This window comes from Streptomyces sp. NPDC048442, from assembly GCF_040651475.1.
Taxonomy (GTDB): domain Bacteria; phylum Actinomycetota; class Actinomycetes; order Streptomycetales; family Streptomycetaceae; genus Streptomyces.
The window spans coordinates 161,769-176,190 of sequence record NZ_JBEZKB010000008.1 but is presented as its reverse complement, the minus strand read 5'-3'; the positions used below and the strand labels follow the sequence as shown (position 1 = coordinate 176,190).

Sequence of the window (14,422 nt, the reverse complement as noted above, 5' to 3'; positions counted from 1 at the left end):
AGTGGGCGTCACCCGCTGATGCCCCCCAGGAGGGTGGCGGCGAGGGCCGCGGCGAAGTCGTCGACGTTCTGCGGGGGCTCCTTGCCGATCCTTCCCTCCGTGTCGTACGCGAAGGAGCGCTGCGCGCAGGCCCCCAGGAGCAGCGAGGCGGCCGCGAAGGTGTCGGCGGTGGGGGCGAGGCGGCCTGCGGCCTGTTCGGTGCGCAGATAGGCGTCCAGGCCCTCGATGGGCATGTGGGGTCCGGTGCCCATGTCCCGCATGGCGGTGTCGTGGCGGGCCTTGAGCCTGGTCTCGGCGTAGAGCGAGGCGGCGATCGGGAAGCTCTCGGCGTAGAAGAGGACGGCCTGGCGGGCGATCTCGGTGAGGTTCTCCCCGACGGAGCGCGCGCCGGGGTCGAGTGCGAGGCGGTGCAGCAGCGGGGTGAGCCTGGGCAGCCGCTCGGTCAGCACCGCGACGAAGAGGTCCTCCTTGCTCGCGAAGTACTTGTAGAGCGCGGCCTCCGAGCAGCCTGCCGCCTTCGCGATCTCCTTGGTGGTGGCGCGGGACAGGCCGAGGGTGCGCATCAGCTCGTGGGCGGCGTCGAGGATGCGTTCGCGGGTGGGCTTGTGCATGGGTGCTCCGGATGCTCCGAGATCAGGGCTTGACGGGTGAGTGAGCATTCACCCACTCTAGGGGTGAGTGAATACTTACCCACCCTGGGAGGGTGTGCGATGAAGGTCACGGTATTCGGTGCCACCGGCGGCATCGGGCAGGAGATCGTCAAGCAGGCGCTGGCCGCGGGGCACGAGGTGACGGCGGTGGTGCGCGACCCGGCGCGGTTCGCGGTGACCGGTGGGCGGCTCACCGTCTTCCGGGCGGACCTGAAGGACCCGGAGGGCCTGCGGAAGGCCGTGGCCGGGCGGGAGGCGGTCCTCTCCGGACTCGGGGCGCGCAGCCGCAAGGACGTGGGCGTGGCGGCGACGCTGACCCGCACGGTGCTGCGCGCGATGGAGGCCGAGGGCACCCGGCGCCTGGTGGTGGTGAGCGCGGCCCCGGTCGGCCCGCCGCCGGAGCGCCAGCCGCTCGTCGACCGGATCGTCGGGCGGGTGATCAGCGCGGTCCTGAAGGGCGTGTACGACGATCTGCGTGTCATGGAGGGCGAGCTGGCCCGCTCCGCGACGGACTGGACGTCGGTGCGGCCGCCGAAGCTGACGGACAAGCCGCTGACCGGGACGTACCGGAAGGTCGTCGGCGGCACCCCGCGCAGCGGCCGGACGATCGCGCGGGCCGACGTGGCCCACGCGATGCTGGCGGTGCTGGACGACCCGGCCGCGGTGAAGCAGGGGGTGGGGGTGGCGTACTGAAGGCCCCGCAGGGAACGGGGAGCTGAAGGGCTTCTAGAGGGAGCAGCCGACCGTCACGGGCTCGTTGACCAGGGTCACGCCGAACGCCTCGCGGACGCCCTCGACGACCTCGCGGGCCAGGGCGAGGAGGTCCTCGGTGGTGGCGTGGCCCCGGTTGGTGAGGGCGAGGGTGTGCTTGGTGGAGATGCGGGCGGGTCCGTCCCCGTACCCCTTGGTGAAGCCCGCGCGGTCGATCAGCCAGGCCGCCGACGTCTTGGTCAGCCCCTCCCCCGCCGGGAAGGCGGGCGGGGCGGTGTCGGGGCCGAGGCGGGTGTGGACGCGCGCGAGGAAGTCCGCGAGTTGGGCCTCGTCGAGGATCGGGTTGGTGAAGAAGGACCCCGCCGACCAGGTGTCGTGGTCCGCCTCGTCCAGGACCATGCCCTTGCCCGCGCGCAGGCCCAGCACGGTCTCGCGCGCGGTGGCGGCGGGGACGCGGTCGCCGGCCGAGACCCCCAGGCTGCGGGCGGTCTCCGGGTACTTGATCGGCGCGGAGAGCCCGCCCGCGTCCTCCAGCTCGAAGCGCACGCGCAGCACCACATAGCGGTGCGGGTCTTCCTTGAAGCGACTGTGGCGGTACGAGAAGGCGCAGTCGGCGTTGGCGAGGGTGACCCGCTCGCCCGTGCGCCGGTCGTACGCGTCGACCTCAGTGACGGTGCTGGAGACGTCCTGGCCGTACGCGCCGACGTTCTGGATGGGCGTCGCACCGGCGGAGCCGGGGATTCCGGCGAGGCACTCGATGCCTGCGAGGCCTGCTTCGACGGTGCGGGCGACGGCGTCGGTCCAGACCTCCCCCGCGGCCAGTTCCAGCTTCGTACCGTCGAGGTGGAAGCCCTTGGTGGCGATGCGCAGGGCGGTTCCGTCGAAGCCCTTGTCACCGATGATCAGGTTGCTGCCGCCGCCGACGATCAGCAGCGGAGTGCCTGCGGCGTCGGCCTCGCGGACGACGGCGATCACCTCGTCGTCGGTGGTGGCCGTGACCAGACGGGCCGCGGGGCCGCCGAGGCGGAAGGTGGTCAGGGGGGCGAGGGGGGCATCGTGGAGTTCCTGCACGGGGTCCAGCGTACGAGAGCGTGGGCGCGGCCCCCGCCGGCCGGACGCGGCCGCGGGGCGCGGGTCGGAGCGGGCTCGTCGTCGCCGCTCCTACGAAGTAAGGGGCGGCCTCCAGGAGACCGCCCCTTACTTTCGACCCTTTCGACCCTTTCGACCTGCCAGCCTGTGTCTCAGCCGAGCCGGACCACCGCGCGGGACATGCCCAGCACCTTCTGGCCGGCGCTCATCGCGACGAGGTCCACCCGGACCCGGTTGTCGTCCAGCAGGACGGCCACCTTGCCGCTCACCTCGATCAGCGCGCCCTCGTCGTCGTTCGGCACGACAACTGGCTTGGTGAAGCGCACCCCGTACTCGACGACGGCGGCCGGGTCGCCGGCCCAGTCGGTGACCACGCGGATCGCCTCGGCCATGGTGAACATGCCGTGCGCGATCACGTCGGGCAGCCCGACCCCGACCGCGAACTTCTCGTTCCAGTGGATCGGATTGAAGTCACCCGAGGCGCCCGCGTAGCGCACCAGTGTGGCGCGACTCACGGGGAAGGACTGCGCGGGCAGCTCGGTGCCGACCTCGACGTCCGCGTACGCGATCTTGGCAGCCATCTCACGCCTCCTCGGCGGCGGCACGCGCCACCAGCTTCGTCCAGGCGGTCACGACGTGCTCACCGCTCTCGTCGTGGACCTCACCACGGATGTCCAGGATGTCGTTGCCCGCCATCGACTTGATCGCCTCGATGGTCGAGGTGACCGACAGCCGGTCGCCCGCCCGCACCGGACGGGAGTAGGCGAACTTCTGGTCCCCGTGCACCACCCGGCTGTAGTCGAGCCCCAGCTGCGGGTCCTCGATCACCAGCCCGGCGGCCTTGAACGTGATCGCGAACACGAAGGTCGGCGGAGCGATCACATCGGGGTGTCCGAGCGCCTTGGCGGCTTCCTGATCGGTGTACGCGGGATTGCTGTCGCCGACGGCCTCGGCGAACTCGCGGATCTTCTCCCGGCCGACCTCGTACGCCGAGGTGGGCGGATAGGACCGCCCCACGAAGGACTGGTCGAGCGCCATGGACTCGTACCTCCTGAGTGAGTTCCGAAAGGGATCTTCGGGGATCTTCGGAAAAGGAAACAGTGCGTGACAAACGACACGAGGCCGCCCCCAGCAATCGGGGACGGCCTCGTGTACGAGCCTGTGCTTAGCGCGTTTCGCGGTGCGCCGTGTGCGAGTTGCAGCGCGGGCAGTGCTTCTTCATCTCCATGCGGTCCGGGTTGTTACGCCGGTTCTTCTTGGTGATGTAGTTCCGCTCCTTGCACTCCACGCAGGCCAGCGTGATCTTCGGGCGGACGTCGGTGGCAGCCACGTGAGTGCTCCTTGGACGGACGGATGTACGGATGAACGCAAAAAAGAGTAGCCGATCGGAGGACCGACCCTGCAATCGGCTACTACCCGTAGCGGTGACCGGACTTGAACCGGTGACACAGCGATTATGAGCCGCTTGCTCTACCGACTGAGCTACACCGCTTTGATGCCTGGATCACCTCCCCCGAGGGGGAGGATCTCCGAACACCAGAGCCCCAATGCGGAATCGAACCGCAGACCTTCTCCTTACCATGGAGACGCTCTACCGACTGAGCTATTGGGGCGAGCGATGAAGACATTACACGGGTGTGCGCCGATCCCCCAAATCCATATCCGGGCCCCTCCGAGACCCCCTCCAGGACCCGCTCCCACCACCTGTCACGTAGGCCACCGGAGGTCACTCCGGTACGACTATTCCGCTCTTCCCCGAAGCCGTGAACAGGGGCCCCTAGGCTCGATCGGACGCCGCGTGATCTTGGGTGCGGGACACTCCCCCGCCGCGCCCCTCTCCGCCCGAGCCCGCCAGGAGCGCGATGTCCGACAGTCAGCCGCAGCCGCCTCGCCACCGGGGGAACCCCTGCAGCTCCGGCGGCCCCGCCGCCGACGGTGCCGCCGCCACTTTGCTGTTGAGCGGCGCCCGCCTCACCGACGGCCGCACGGTCGACGTACGGCTCAGCGAGGGGCGCATCGAGGCGGTCGGGACGGCGGGGAGCCTTCCGGCGCACACCGCCTCCCGCGAGGACCTCTCCGGCTTCCTGCTGCTGCCCGCCCCCGCCGAGCCCCACGCGCACAGCGACACCGCGCTGACGGCCGACGCGGGCGGGCCCGTCTCGTACGCGGCCCAGGACGTCCAGCGGCGGACCACGGAGGCGGCGCTGCTGCAGCTCGGGCACGGCGCGACGGCGCTGCGCTCGCACGTGCGGATCGGGGACGTGCACGGGCTCGGCCCGATGAAGGCGGTCCTCCAGTCGCGGCGGTCGCTGCGCGGGCTCGTCGACCTGTCGGCGGTGGCCGTGCCTCGGCTGCTGACCGGAGTGGCCGGGGCGGACGGCCTGGCGATGCTGCGGGACGCGGTGAAGATGGGCGCCGCCGTGGTGGGCGGCTGCCCGGACCTGGACCCTGATCCGGCCGGCTACGTGGAGCGGGTGCTCGAAGTGGCCGCCGAGCACGGCTGCCCGGTCGACCTGCACACGGACGGTGACGACCCGGCACGGCTGGCTCGGCTCGCGGCGATGGCCGGCGGGCTGCGCCCGGGGGTCGCGATCGGTCCGTGCGGTGGGCTCTCGCGGCTGCCTCTTGAGGTGGCGACGCGGGCCGCCGACCAGCTCGCGGCGGCCGGGGTGAGCGTGGTGTGCCAGCCGCAGGGCGGGTGCGGCGGGGTGGACCAGCGGGGAGTGGCACCGGTACGGCTGCTGAGGGCGGCCGGTGTGCGGCTCGCGGCGGGCAGCGGGGCGCTGCGGGACCTGGCCAACCCGGTCGGGCGCGGGGACCCTCTTGAGGCGGCGTACCTGCTTGCCTCGCAGAGCGGGATGCGCCCGCAGGACGCGTACGACACGGTGGCGACGGCGGCGCGCGAGGCGATGGGACTGCCCGAGGTGCGGCTGGAGGCGGGGTTCCCGGCGGAGCTGGTGGCGGTCCGCGGCGAGCGGCTGTCGGGCGTGCTGTCGCTGGCGTACAGCCGGATCGTGGTGCACCGGGGGCGGGTGGTGGCGCGGACCAGCGCGGTGCGCGAGTACTGCGACATGGTGACGGCCGCGGAGCTCGAACTGCCGCGCCAGGGACGGGCGGGGACGGGAGCGGGGGCGTGAGGGGCGCCGGGGCGGGGTGCTGGGCGCCGTCGGGGCGGGGCACTGTCCGCGATTCCGGGGCGAGGCCCTGAGAGGGCCTGAGCGGGGCACTGAGTGCCGTCGAGCAGTGTGCTGGGCGCAGGCGAGCAGGGCTCTGGGCGCGGGCGAGCAGGGCACTGAGCGCCGTCGGCCGGGTGACCGTACAGCCGCTCGGAGGGTGGTGCGGGCGGCACTCTGAGCGGGGGCGGCCCGGTGGGCGTACGGTCGGAAACATGCGCACTGTCATCGCTGGTGGACACGGTCAGATCGCGCTGCGGCTGGAGCGTTTGCTCGCCGCACGCGGAGGTGAGGTCGCGGGCATCGTCCGTGACCCGAAGCAGAGCGACGACCTGCGGGCGGCGGGCGCCGAACCGGTCGTGCTCGACCTGGAGTCGGCGTCGGTCGAGGAGGTCGCCGCCGCCCTTGAGGGCGCCACCGCGGCCGTCTTCGCGGCCGGCGCGGGTCCGGGCAGCGGGGTCGCCCGCAAGGGCACCGTGGACCGCGACGCGGCCGTGCTGTTCGCGGACGCCGCCGAGCGGGCGGGCGTCCGCCGCTATGTGGTGGTGTCCTCGATGGGCGCCGACCCGGCGCACCCGGGCGACGAGATCTTCGACGCGTACCTGCGGGCCAAGGGGGCCGCGGACGCGGACGTACGGGCCAGGGACGGCCTGGACTGGACGGTCCTGCGGCCCGGACAGCTGACGAACGACGCGGGGACCGGGCTGGTGACGCTGGGCGCTTCCACGGGGCGCGGGCCGGTGACGCGGGACGACGTGGCGGCGGTGCTGGCGGACCTGCTGGAGACGCCGTCGACGGCGGGGCTGACGCTGGAGCTCATCGGGGGAAGCGTGCCGGTGTCGGTCGCGGTGAAGGACGTGGCCGGTAACTGAACGGCGGGAACGGCCGGGGAGGGAACTGCGCGGCGGGACCGATGAGTTCGGTGCCGCCGCGCGGTCGTCACCGTGCCGGATCCGAGCCTGAGCGAAGGAGTCACATGCACACGGAACCTGTGGTCGTGGAGCGGGACGAGCAGCCCTATGTGGCGTTCCGGGGGCGGGTTCGCATGGACAGTTTCCATCTGATCGCCGACCGGTTCCTGGAGCTCTTCGGCTGGCTCGCGGCGCGGGGAACGGAACCGCTCGGCGGACCGTTCTTCCGGTACAACCTGATCGGCGCGCAGGGGGAGTTGGAAGTCGAGGCGGGTGTTCCGGTTGCGGTGTCGCTCAAGCCGGAGGGCGACGTGCTGTCGGGCCTGCTGCCCGCGGGAAAGTACGCGACGGTGACGCATTTCGGCCACCCGGACGAGCTGATCGGCGTCACGGCGGAGCTGCTCGCCTGGGCCGAAGGGCGGGGCCTTGAATGGGACATGACGGCGACGGAGGACGGTGAGCGCTGGGTCGGCCGACTGGAGACGTACAAGACGGATCCGCGCGTGGAGCCGGACCTGAACAAGTGGGAGACGGAGCTGGCTTTCCGCCTGGCGTCCGGGTAGTGGCCGATTGAGGGATCCGGGCACTGGCCGGCCGGGAAAACCCGAAGGCCCCTGCTCCGCGTTTCCGCAGATCAGGGGCCTTCTTTTGTGGCGGCGCCAGGATTCGAACCTGGGTAGGCTAAGCCGACGGATTTACAGTCCGTTCCCATTGGCCACTCGGGCACACCGCCATGGGATGTCACCGTGGATTTTCGCCTCGCGGCGCTTTTCCCTGGGGACGACGTAAACGATACCTGATGACCAGGGGTGCTCCGCCACTCGATTGATCAGCGCCCGCCGTCCGTACGGGTGGCTAGGCTTTGTGCCGTACTCCGGGCCTTGCGCCCGGGGCTTGCACGCCGTACCCGTCACCCACATCAAGGAGCCACAGGACATGGCCGACTCCAGTTTCGACATCGTCTCGAAGGTCGAGCGGCAGGAGGTCGACAACGCCCTCAACCAGGCCGCGAAGGAGATCTCGCAGCGCTACGACTTCAAGAACGTCGGTGCCTCGATCTCGTGGTCCGGCGAGAAGATCCTGATGGAGGCGAACTCCGAGGAGCGCGTCAAGGCGATCCTCGACGTCTTCGAGACCAAGCTGGTCAAGCGCGGGATCTCGCTGAAGGTGCTGGACGCGGGCGAGCCCCAGCTGTCCGGCAAGGAGTACAAGATCTTCTCGTCCATCGAGGAGGGCATCTCCCAGGACAACGCGAAGAAGGTCGCCAAGATCATCCGCGACGAGGGGCCCAAGGGCGTCAAGGCGCAGGTGCAGGGCGACGAACTGCGGGTCAGCTCGAAGAGCCGCGACGACCTGCAGACCGTGCAGACGCTGCTCAAGGGCAAGGACTTCGAGTTCGCGATCCAGTTTGTGAACTACCGCTGAGGCGCTGTCGCCGGCAGCTGATGCGGTAGGCGGTCTCCGAACGGGGGCGGTGGGTGGCTTCGGGCCGGCTCCCGCCCCCTTCGCGTGCTTGCCCTTCGCGTACGTCCCCTTCCGTAGAGCCGTTTTTCGGAGGGCCGTTTCCGGATGGCCGTCTCCGGAGGGCCGTCTCCGCTGCGAGTGCCATGTCCGAATTCCGCCAGATCCGGTGCGGCCCGGGGCGCAGAATCGGAGGTGTGGAGCGTGGTGAGCACTGCGCGGAGAGGATGGGGTCATGACCGTTTTCGCGACCCTCGACAGCCCGTTGGGCGAGTTGCTGCTGGTGGGCGAGGAGTCCCGGACCGCGCCCGGCGGGATCGCGCTGGTGTCGCTGTCGGTGCCGGGGCAGAAGGGCGGGGCCGTCGTCCGGGAGGAGTGGCGGCACGCGCCGGAGCTGTTCGGCGCGGTGGCGGCGCAGCTGAAGGCGTACTTCGCCGGGGAGCTGACGCGGTTCGAGGTCACGTACGCGGACGGGGTGGGGACGGAGTTCCAGCGCCGCGTGTGGAGCGCGGTGGACGGCATTCCGTACGGGGAGACGACGTCGTACGGGAAGCTCGCCGAGTCGATCGGGGCGTCGCGGGCGGCGGTCCGGGCGGTCGGCACCGCGATCGGGCGCAATCCGCTGCTGGTGGTGCGGCCGTGCCACCGGGTCGTAGGGGCGGACGGTTCGCTGACGGGGTATGCGGGCGGGCTGGAGCGGAAGCAGCTGCTGCTGGACCTGGAATGCGGCCCGTTGGCGTGAGGGAGGTGGCGCCGTGACCGGATTGTTCGAGCTTCCCCGGGCGGAGGTGGCGCCGGGCGCGGTGCACGTACCGGGGTGGCTGTCGCTGGAGGAGCAGCGGGAGTTGGTCGTGGCGTGCCGTGCGTGGGCGCGCGGGCCGGTGCCGCTGCGGCACACGCGGCTGCCCGGTGGCGGGGTCATGTCGGTGCGCTCGGTGGGCCTGGGCTGGCACTGGGAGCCGTACCGCTATACGCGCACGGCGGGCGGTGCGGGTGGCGTGCGGGTGGCCGAATTCCCGGGCTGGCTCGGCGATTTGGGCCGTCGTGCGCTGGTCGACGCGTACGAGGACCAGAGCGCGGGCGACGGGTACGCGCCGGACGCCGGGCTGATCAACTTCTATGACGGCGACGCCCGGATGGGCATGCACCAGGACCGTGAGGAACGGTCGTCGGCGCCGGTGGTGTCGCTGAGCATCGGCGACAACTGCGTGTTCCGCTTCGGGAACACGCAGGGGCGTGGCCGGCCCTACACGGATGTGGAGTTGGGGTCGGGGGATCTCTTCGTCTTCGGCGGGGAGTCGCGGTTCGCGTACCACGGGGTGCCGAAGGTGCGGCCCGGCACGGGCGATCCGGCGACCGGACTGGCCGCCGGACGGCTGAACATCACGCTGCGGGTGACGGGGCTCGGTTGAGGCGGGGTCGGTCCCGCGTGGGGCCCGCGTCGGCTTTCGCTAGTGGCGCGAGCGTGAGTGGCCGAAGAGGACCCGGTACGCGACGAGCAGGACGAGCGAGCCGCCGATGGCCGCGAGCCAGGTCGGGCCGTCGAAGAACTGGTTGGTGATCTCGCGGTCCAGGAAGCGCGTCGAGATCCAGCCACCGGTGAAGGCGCCGGCGATGCCGATCAGGGTGGTGCCGATCAACCCGCCCGGGTCGCGTCCCGGCAGCAGGACCTTGGCTATGACTCCGGCGATCAGGCCGAGGACGATCCATCCGATGATGCTCATGAGGGTCCCCCCGTGGGTGCGTGCGTACGTGTGCGTGGCGCTTGTGGTCTGTTCTACGTACGGGAAGACGCACTCGGGGCGGCAGAGGTTGCGCAGGTCAGCGGGCGGCGAAGGGCTGGTCCGTGGGAACGATCTCCTTGCCGAGCGGCAGCAGGGACACCGGAATCAGCTTGAAGTTCGCGATGCCGAACGGAATTCCGATGATGGTGATGCACAGGGCGATGCCCGTGACGATGTGGCCGAGGGCGAGCCACCAGCCGGCGAGGATCAGCCACAGGACGTTGCCGACGCAGGACGGGGCGCCCGCGTCGCGGCGGTCGACGACGGTCTGGCCGAAGGGCCACAGGGCGTACAGGCCAATGCGGAACGAGGCCAGGCCGAACGGGATGCCGATGATCGTGATGCAGAGGATGAGGCCCGCGAGCAGGTAGCCCAGGAAGAGCCAGAAGCCGCTCAGGACCAGCCATATGAGATTGAGGATTGTCTTCACGGGCGGTGTCCTGCCATCTGTTCGAGTCGGGCGATACGTTCCGCCATGGGCGGGTGGGTCGAGAACAGCTTCGCGGTGCCGTCGCCGGGGCGGAAGGGGTTCGCGATCATCATGTGGCTCGCGGTCTCGATCCGGGGCTCGGGGGGCAGCGGGAGCCGCTTCGTACCCGCGTCGAGTTTGCGCAGTGCGCTGGCCAGGGCCAGGGGGTCGCCGGTGAGCTGGGCGCCGGACGCGTCCGCCTCGTACTCGCGGGAGCGGCTGACGGCGAGCTGGATGACGGAGGCCGCGAGCGGGCCCAGGATCATGATCAGCAGCATGCCGAAGATGCCGGGGCCCTCGTCGTCGTTGGATCTGCCGATGGGTATCAGCCAGGCGAAGTTGACCAGGAACATCACGACGGAGGCGAGGGCTCCGGCGACGGACGAGATCAGGATGTCGCGGTTGTAGACGTGGCTGAGCTCATGACCGATGACGCCACGGAGCTCGCGCGCGTCGAGGATCTGGAGGATCCCCTCGGTGCAGCAGACCGCCGCGTTGCGCGGGTTGCGGCCGGTGGCGAAGGCGTTGGGCGCCTGGGTGGGTGAGATGTAGAGGCGGGGCATGGGCTGGCGCGCGGCCGTGGAGAGCTCGCGGACCATGCGGTAGAGCTCGGGGGCCTCGAACTCGCTGACCGGCCGGGCGCGCATGGCGCGCAGGGCCAGCTTGTCGCTGTTCCAGTACGCGTACGCGTTCGTACCGAGCGCCACGAGGAGCGCGACGATCAGTCCCGTACGGCCGAAGAAGCCGCCGATGACGAGGATCAGTGCGGACAGTCCCCCGAGGAGTACGGCGGTCCTCAGCCCGTTGTGCCGGCGGTGCACGGTGCGCCCTCCAAATGGTGCGGCAGGGGAACTCCTGGCTCGGTGGTGCTTCCACGTTCAGTGGACCCTCCCTTACTGGTCAACGCCAGGCGGGGGGAGCTAGTTCCCTTGTGCACCGGGGAGGGCGGTTGGGCCGTCCGGGGTGGGTGTGCGCGATTACTGGAAGAGGTCGCCGGTGGCGAAGCGGAGGATGAGCTGGGGGACGCCGGAGAGGACGACTCCGGCGGTGAACGTCAGGCCGATGGCCGTGGCGAGGGGGGCGGGGGCGGGGACGGGGTGCCTGTTGCGGCGGGGCGCCACCGTGACCTCTTGAGGTGCCGGTGCGCCCTCTTGAGGCGTCGGCGCCGCCTCTTTCGACACCGCCTCTTGAGGTGCTGGTGCGCCCTCCGGTGTACGGAAGAGCAGGGCCGTCCACTGGAGGTAGTAGTAGAGCGCGATCACGACGTTCACGGCCATGACGACGGCGAGCCAGCCGAGGCCCGCGTCGACCGCCGCCGAGAAGACGGTGACCTTGGCGAAGAGGCCGATGATGCCCGGGGGCAGGCCGGCCAGGCAGAGCAGGAAGAAGCCGAGGGCGAGCGCTGCCAGGGGGTTGGTGGCGTACAGGCCGCGGTAGTCGGCGATGCGGTGCTGCGGCTTCGTACGGGCGACGAGTGCGGCGACGGCGAAGGCGCCGAGGTTCACGACGGCGTACATCAGGGCGTACGCGACGGTGGAGCCGATCTGGGTGTCGCTGGAGTACGCGGCGGCGGCGATCGGGACCAGGAGGTAGCCGGCCTGGCCGACGGACGACCAGGCGAGGAGGCGGACGGCGCTGCGCGCGCGCGTGACGGACTGGCGCAGCGCGGCGACGTTGCCGACTGTCATGGTGAGGGCGGCGAGGACGGCGAGCGCGGGACCCCAGACGTCGGCGTACGACGGGAAGGCGACGACGGTGACCAGGATGAGGCCGGAGAAGCCGACGGCCTTGCCGATGACGGACAGGTAGGCGGCAATCGGCAGGGGTGCGCCGACGTAGGTGTCCGGGACCCAGAAGTGGAAGGGCGCGGCGGCCGTCTTGAAGGCGAAGCCGACCAGGGTGAGGGCGACGCCCGCCTTGGCGAGGGTGTCCAGCTGGACGGGGACGTCGTCGAGGCGGGTGGCGATCTCGGTGAGGTGCATCGTGCCCGTCGTCGCGTACACGAAGCTGACGCCGAGGAGCATGACGGCGGTGGCGGTGACGGAGGACAGGAAGAACTTCAGGGCCGCCTCGGAGGACCGCTTGTCGCCGCGGCGCAGGCCGACGAGGGCGAAGGCGGGCAGGGACGCGACTTCGAGGGCGACGACGAGGGTGGCGAGGTCGCGGGAGGCGGGGAGGAGGGCCGCTCCGGCCGCGGAGGACAGCAGCAGGAACCAGTACTCGCCTGCGGGGAGCTTCTTGTCGTCCTTGGCCGCTGTCATGGACAGGAGCGCGGTGAGGAGGGCGCCGCCGAGCACAAGGGCCTGGATGACCAGGGCGAAGTAGTCGGCGGTGTAGCTGCACACAGCCGGGTCGTCGACCAGGCAGAAGGTCTTGCGGTCGCCCTTGCGCAAAGGCAGGAGCGCCGCGAGGGCGACGGCGAGGCCTGCGACGGCGGCGATGCCGAGGAGGTGCTTGCGGCTCTCTCGTACGAACAGGTCGGCGACCAGGATCGCCAGGGCGACGGCCGCGACGACGACGGGCGGGGCGATGGCGAGCCAGTCGACGGACTGGACGAGGCTGGCCGCGCCCTTGGCGCTCTCGGCGGCCATGGGGACGGCGTTCACGACTTGCCTCCTGCGAGGAGCTTCTGGACGGCCGGGTCGGTGAGGCCGAGGAGGACTGCGGGCCAGAGGCCGGCGAGGACGGTGAGGGCGACGAGCGGGGTCCAGGCGGCGAACTCGTAGCCCTGTACGTCGGCGACGGCGCTCTGCTCGGCGTTCTCGCGCCGCTCCCCCATGCAGACGCGGCGTACGACGATCAGCATGTACGCGGCGGTGAGCAGGGTGCCGAAGCCGGCGACCGCCATGAAGGTGAGGAAGGCGGGGCGGCTGAGGCCTTCGGCGGGGTCGAACGCGCCGAACATCGTCAGCATCTCGCCCCAGAAGCCCGCCAGCCCCGGCAGTCCGAGGGAGGCGACGGCGCCGAAGGCGAGGAGGGCGCCGAGGCGGGGGGCGCGGCCGTAGAGGGCGGCGCCGGTGGCACCGGCGAGGGTGTCGAGGTCGGCGGTGCCGTAACGGTCCTTGAGGGCGCCGACCAGGAAGAACAGCAGGCCGGTGATGAGGCCGTGGGCGATGTTGGCGAAGAGCGCGCCGTTGACGCCGGTGGGGGTCATCGAGGCGATGCCCAGGAGCACGAAGCCCATGTGGCCGACGGAGGAGTACGCGATCAGGCGCTTGAGGTCGCCCTTGTTGCCCTTGCGGGCGAGGGAGAGGCAGGCCAGGGATCCGTAGATGATGCCGACGACCGCGAAGGCGGCGAGGTACGGGGCGAAGGTCTGCATGCCGTCGGGGGCGATGGGCAGGGCGATGCGGACGAAGCCGTAGGTGCCCATCTTCAGCAGGACTCCGGCGAGGAGGACCGAGCCGACGGTGGGAGCGGCGGTGTGGGCGTCCGGGAGCCAGCTGTGCAGGGGCCACATCGGGGTCTTCACCGCGAGGCCGATCGCGATCGCCAGAACTGCCGTGACCTGCACGGATGTTGTCAGCCCACGGCCGTTGTCAGTGGCGAGTGCCACCATGTCGAATGTGCCGGATTTCATGCCGATGAGGAGGAGGCCGAGCAGCATCACGACGGAGCCGAGCAGGGTGTAGAGGATGAACTTCCAGGCCGCCTGGGCCTTTTGGGCTCCGCCCCAGCGGGCGATCAGGAAGTACATCGGGATGAGGACCATCTCGAAGGCCAGGAAGAACAGGACCAGGTCGAGGACGGCGAAGGTGGCGAGGGTGCCGGACTCCAGGACGAGGAGGAGGGCGACGAATGCCTTGGGGGACGGGCCCGTTGGCATTGTGAAGTAGCTGTAGAGCGCGCAGAGGAAGGTCAGCAGCGCGGTCAGTACGAGGAGGGGGAGCGAGATGCCGTCGGTGCCGAGATGGATCCGGATGTCGAGCGCCGGGATCCAGCTGATGTCGGTCGTGGCCTGCATCTTCGCGGGGTGGCTGTGGTCGAAGCCGAGCGCGAGGACGATCATCGCGAGGAGGACGATGCCTGTGACGACGACTCCGTGGCGCAGGACGGCCTGGTCGGGGCTGCGGCCCTTCAGTCCGGGCGGTGCCGGGAGGAGGGCTGCGACGGCGCCGATGAGCGGGCCGACGACGATCAATGCGAGAAGGAACTGCATGACGGATGCACTGAT

17 protein-coding genes and 3 tRNA genes are annotated in these 14,422 nt (G+C 70.7%); 7 read left to right on the top strand and 13 right to left on the bottom strand.

All coding sequences use genetic code 11. The features are described 5' to 3' along the window. Positions 1–8 precede the first annotated feature (8 nt). Positions 9–611 carry a TetR/AcrR family transcriptional regulator gene (locus AB0D18_RS15100; protein ID WP_362417170.1) on the bottom strand — a complete coding sequence of 201 codons (603 nt, stop codon included), beginning with the start codon at positions 609–611 and terminating at the stop codon, positions 9–11. A 99-nt stretch (positions 612–710) separates the two neighbouring features. Between AB0D18_RS15100 and AB0D18_RS15095 the strand changes: the two genes are divergently transcribed. Next, a complete protein-coding gene (locus AB0D18_RS15095; protein WP_362417167.1) occupies positions 711–1,343 on the top strand; it encodes an NAD(P)H-binding protein in 633 nt (210 codons plus the stop codon). Positions 1,344–1,376: 33 nt separating this feature from the next. Here AB0D18_RS15095 and AB0D18_RS15090 read toward each other — a convergent pair whose 3' ends face one another. The 6 genes from AB0D18_RS15090 to AB0D18_RS15065 form a co-directional block, all read right to left on the bottom strand. Beyond that, on the bottom strand, positions 1,377–2,432 hold the full coding sequence (locus AB0D18_RS15090; RefSeq protein WP_362417164.1) for a UDP-N-acetylmuramate dehydrogenase: 1,056 nt from the start codon (positions 2,430–2,432) through the stop codon (positions 1,377–1,379). 170 nt (positions 2,433–2,602) lie between these two features. Beyond that, positions 2,603–3,031 carry a MaoC family dehydratase gene (locus tag AB0D18_RS15085; protein ID WP_362417162.1) on the bottom strand — a complete coding sequence of 143 codons (429 nt, stop codon included), beginning with the start codon at positions 3,029–3,031 and terminating at the stop codon, positions 2,603–2,605. A 1-nt stretch (position 3,032) separates the two neighbouring features. Continuing rightward, positions 3,033–3,488, bottom strand: coding sequence for a MaoC family dehydratase N-terminal domain-containing protein (locus AB0D18_RS15080; RefSeq protein ID WP_362417159.1), 456 nt, complete (start codon positions 3,486–3,488; stop codon positions 3,033–3,035). Positions 3,489–3,615: 127 nt separating this feature from the next. Continuing rightward, positions 3,616–3,780, bottom strand: coding sequence for a 50S ribosomal protein L33 (gene rpmG / locus AB0D18_RS15075; RefSeq protein WP_007265873.1), 165 nt, complete (start codon positions 3,778–3,780; stop codon positions 3,616–3,618). An 89-nt stretch (positions 3,781–3,869) separates the two neighbouring features. Continuing rightward, positions 3,870–3,942, bottom strand: a tRNA-Met gene (locus AB0D18_RS15070). Positions 3,943–3,990: 48 nt separating this feature from the next. Next, positions 3,991–4,063, bottom strand: a tRNA-Thr gene (locus tag AB0D18_RS15065). Positions 4,064–4,312: 249 nt separating this feature from the next. Between AB0D18_RS15065 and AB0D18_RS15060 the strand changes: the two genes are divergently transcribed. From AB0D18_RS15060 to AB0D18_RS15050, 3 genes are all read left to right on the top strand, one after another. After that, positions 4,313–5,587, top strand: coding sequence for an amidohydrolase family protein (locus tag AB0D18_RS15060; protein WP_362417156.1), 1,275 nt, complete (start codon positions 4,313–4,315; stop codon positions 5,585–5,587). A gap of 251 nt (positions 5,588–5,838) precedes the next feature. Beyond that, a complete protein-coding gene (locus tag AB0D18_RS15055; RefSeq protein WP_362417153.1) occupies positions 5,839–6,495 on the top strand; it encodes an SDR family oxidoreductase in 657 nt (218 codons plus the stop codon). Between the two features lie 104 nt (positions 6,496–6,599). Then, the gene (locus tag AB0D18_RS15050; RefSeq protein ID WP_362417151.1) at positions 6,600–7,097 is read left to right on the top strand and encodes a GyrI-like domain-containing protein; all 498 of its coding nucleotides are present in this window, start codon (positions 6,600–6,602) and stop codon (positions 7,095–7,097) included. Positions 7,098–7,185: 88 nt separating this feature from the next. Here AB0D18_RS15050 and AB0D18_RS15045 read toward each other — a convergent pair. After that, positions 7,186–7,267: transfer RNA gene (locus AB0D18_RS15045), tRNA-Tyr, on the bottom strand. A 203-nt stretch (positions 7,268–7,470) separates the two neighbouring features. On the opposite strand from AB0D18_RS15045, the gene AB0D18_RS15040 reads away from it, so the two are divergent. The 3 genes from AB0D18_RS15040 (at position 7,471) to AB0D18_RS15030 (ending at position 9,407) form a co-directional block, all read left to right on the top strand. Next, a complete protein-coding gene (locus AB0D18_RS15040) occupies positions 7,471–7,959 on the top strand; it encodes a YajQ family cyclic di-GMP-binding protein (RefSeq protein WP_362417148.1) in 489 nt (162 codons plus the stop codon). Positions 7,960–8,230: 271 nt separating this feature from the next. Beyond that, a complete protein-coding gene (locus tag AB0D18_RS15035; protein ID WP_362417145.1) occupies positions 8,231–8,737 on the top strand; it encodes a methylated-DNA--[protein]-cysteine S-methyltransferase in 507 nt (168 codons plus the stop codon). 13 nt (positions 8,738–8,750) lie between these two features. Continuing rightward, positions 8,751–9,407, top strand: coding sequence for an alpha-ketoglutarate-dependent dioxygenase AlkB (locus AB0D18_RS15030; protein ID WP_362417142.1), 657 nt, complete (start codon positions 8,751–8,753; stop codon positions 9,405–9,407). 39 nt (positions 9,408–9,446) lie between these two features. Here AB0D18_RS15030 and AB0D18_RS15025 read toward each other — a convergent pair whose 3' ends face one another. The 5 genes from AB0D18_RS15025 to AB0D18_RS15005 all read right to left on the bottom strand — a co-directional run bounded on the left by AB0D18_RS15025 (position 9,447) and on the right by AB0D18_RS15005 (position 14,407). Beyond that, a complete protein-coding gene (locus tag AB0D18_RS15025; RefSeq protein ID WP_362417139.1) occupies positions 9,447–9,719 on the bottom strand; it encodes a GlsB/YeaQ/YmgE family stress response membrane protein in 273 nt (90 codons plus the stop codon). 97 nt (positions 9,720–9,816) lie between these two features. After that, positions 9,817–10,209, bottom strand: coding sequence for a YccF domain-containing protein (locus AB0D18_RS15020; protein ID WP_362417136.1), 393 nt, complete (start codon positions 10,207–10,209; stop codon positions 9,817–9,819). Next, positions 10,206–11,069: a zinc metalloprotease HtpX gene (gene htpX / locus AB0D18_RS15015; RefSeq protein WP_362417133.1), complete on the bottom strand. Its 864-nt coding sequence runs from the start codon at positions 11,067–11,069 to the stop codon at positions 10,206–10,208. Before htpX ends, AB0D18_RS15020 begins: the two co-directional genes overlap by 4 nt. Positions 11,070–11,225: 156 nt before the next feature. Next, entirely contained in the window at positions 11,226–12,839 is a 1,614-nt protein-coding gene (locus AB0D18_RS15010; RefSeq protein ID WP_362417585.1) for an NADH-quinone oxidoreductase subunit N, read from the bottom strand. A gap of 11 nt (positions 12,840–12,850) precedes the next feature. Continuing rightward, positions 12,851–14,407 (bottom strand): NADH-quinone oxidoreductase subunit M, encoded by a 1,557-nt coding sequence (locus tag AB0D18_RS15005; protein ID WP_362417582.1) that lies wholly within the window; start codon positions 14,405–14,407, stop codon positions 12,851–12,853. Positions 14,408–14,422 lie beyond the last annotated feature (15 nt).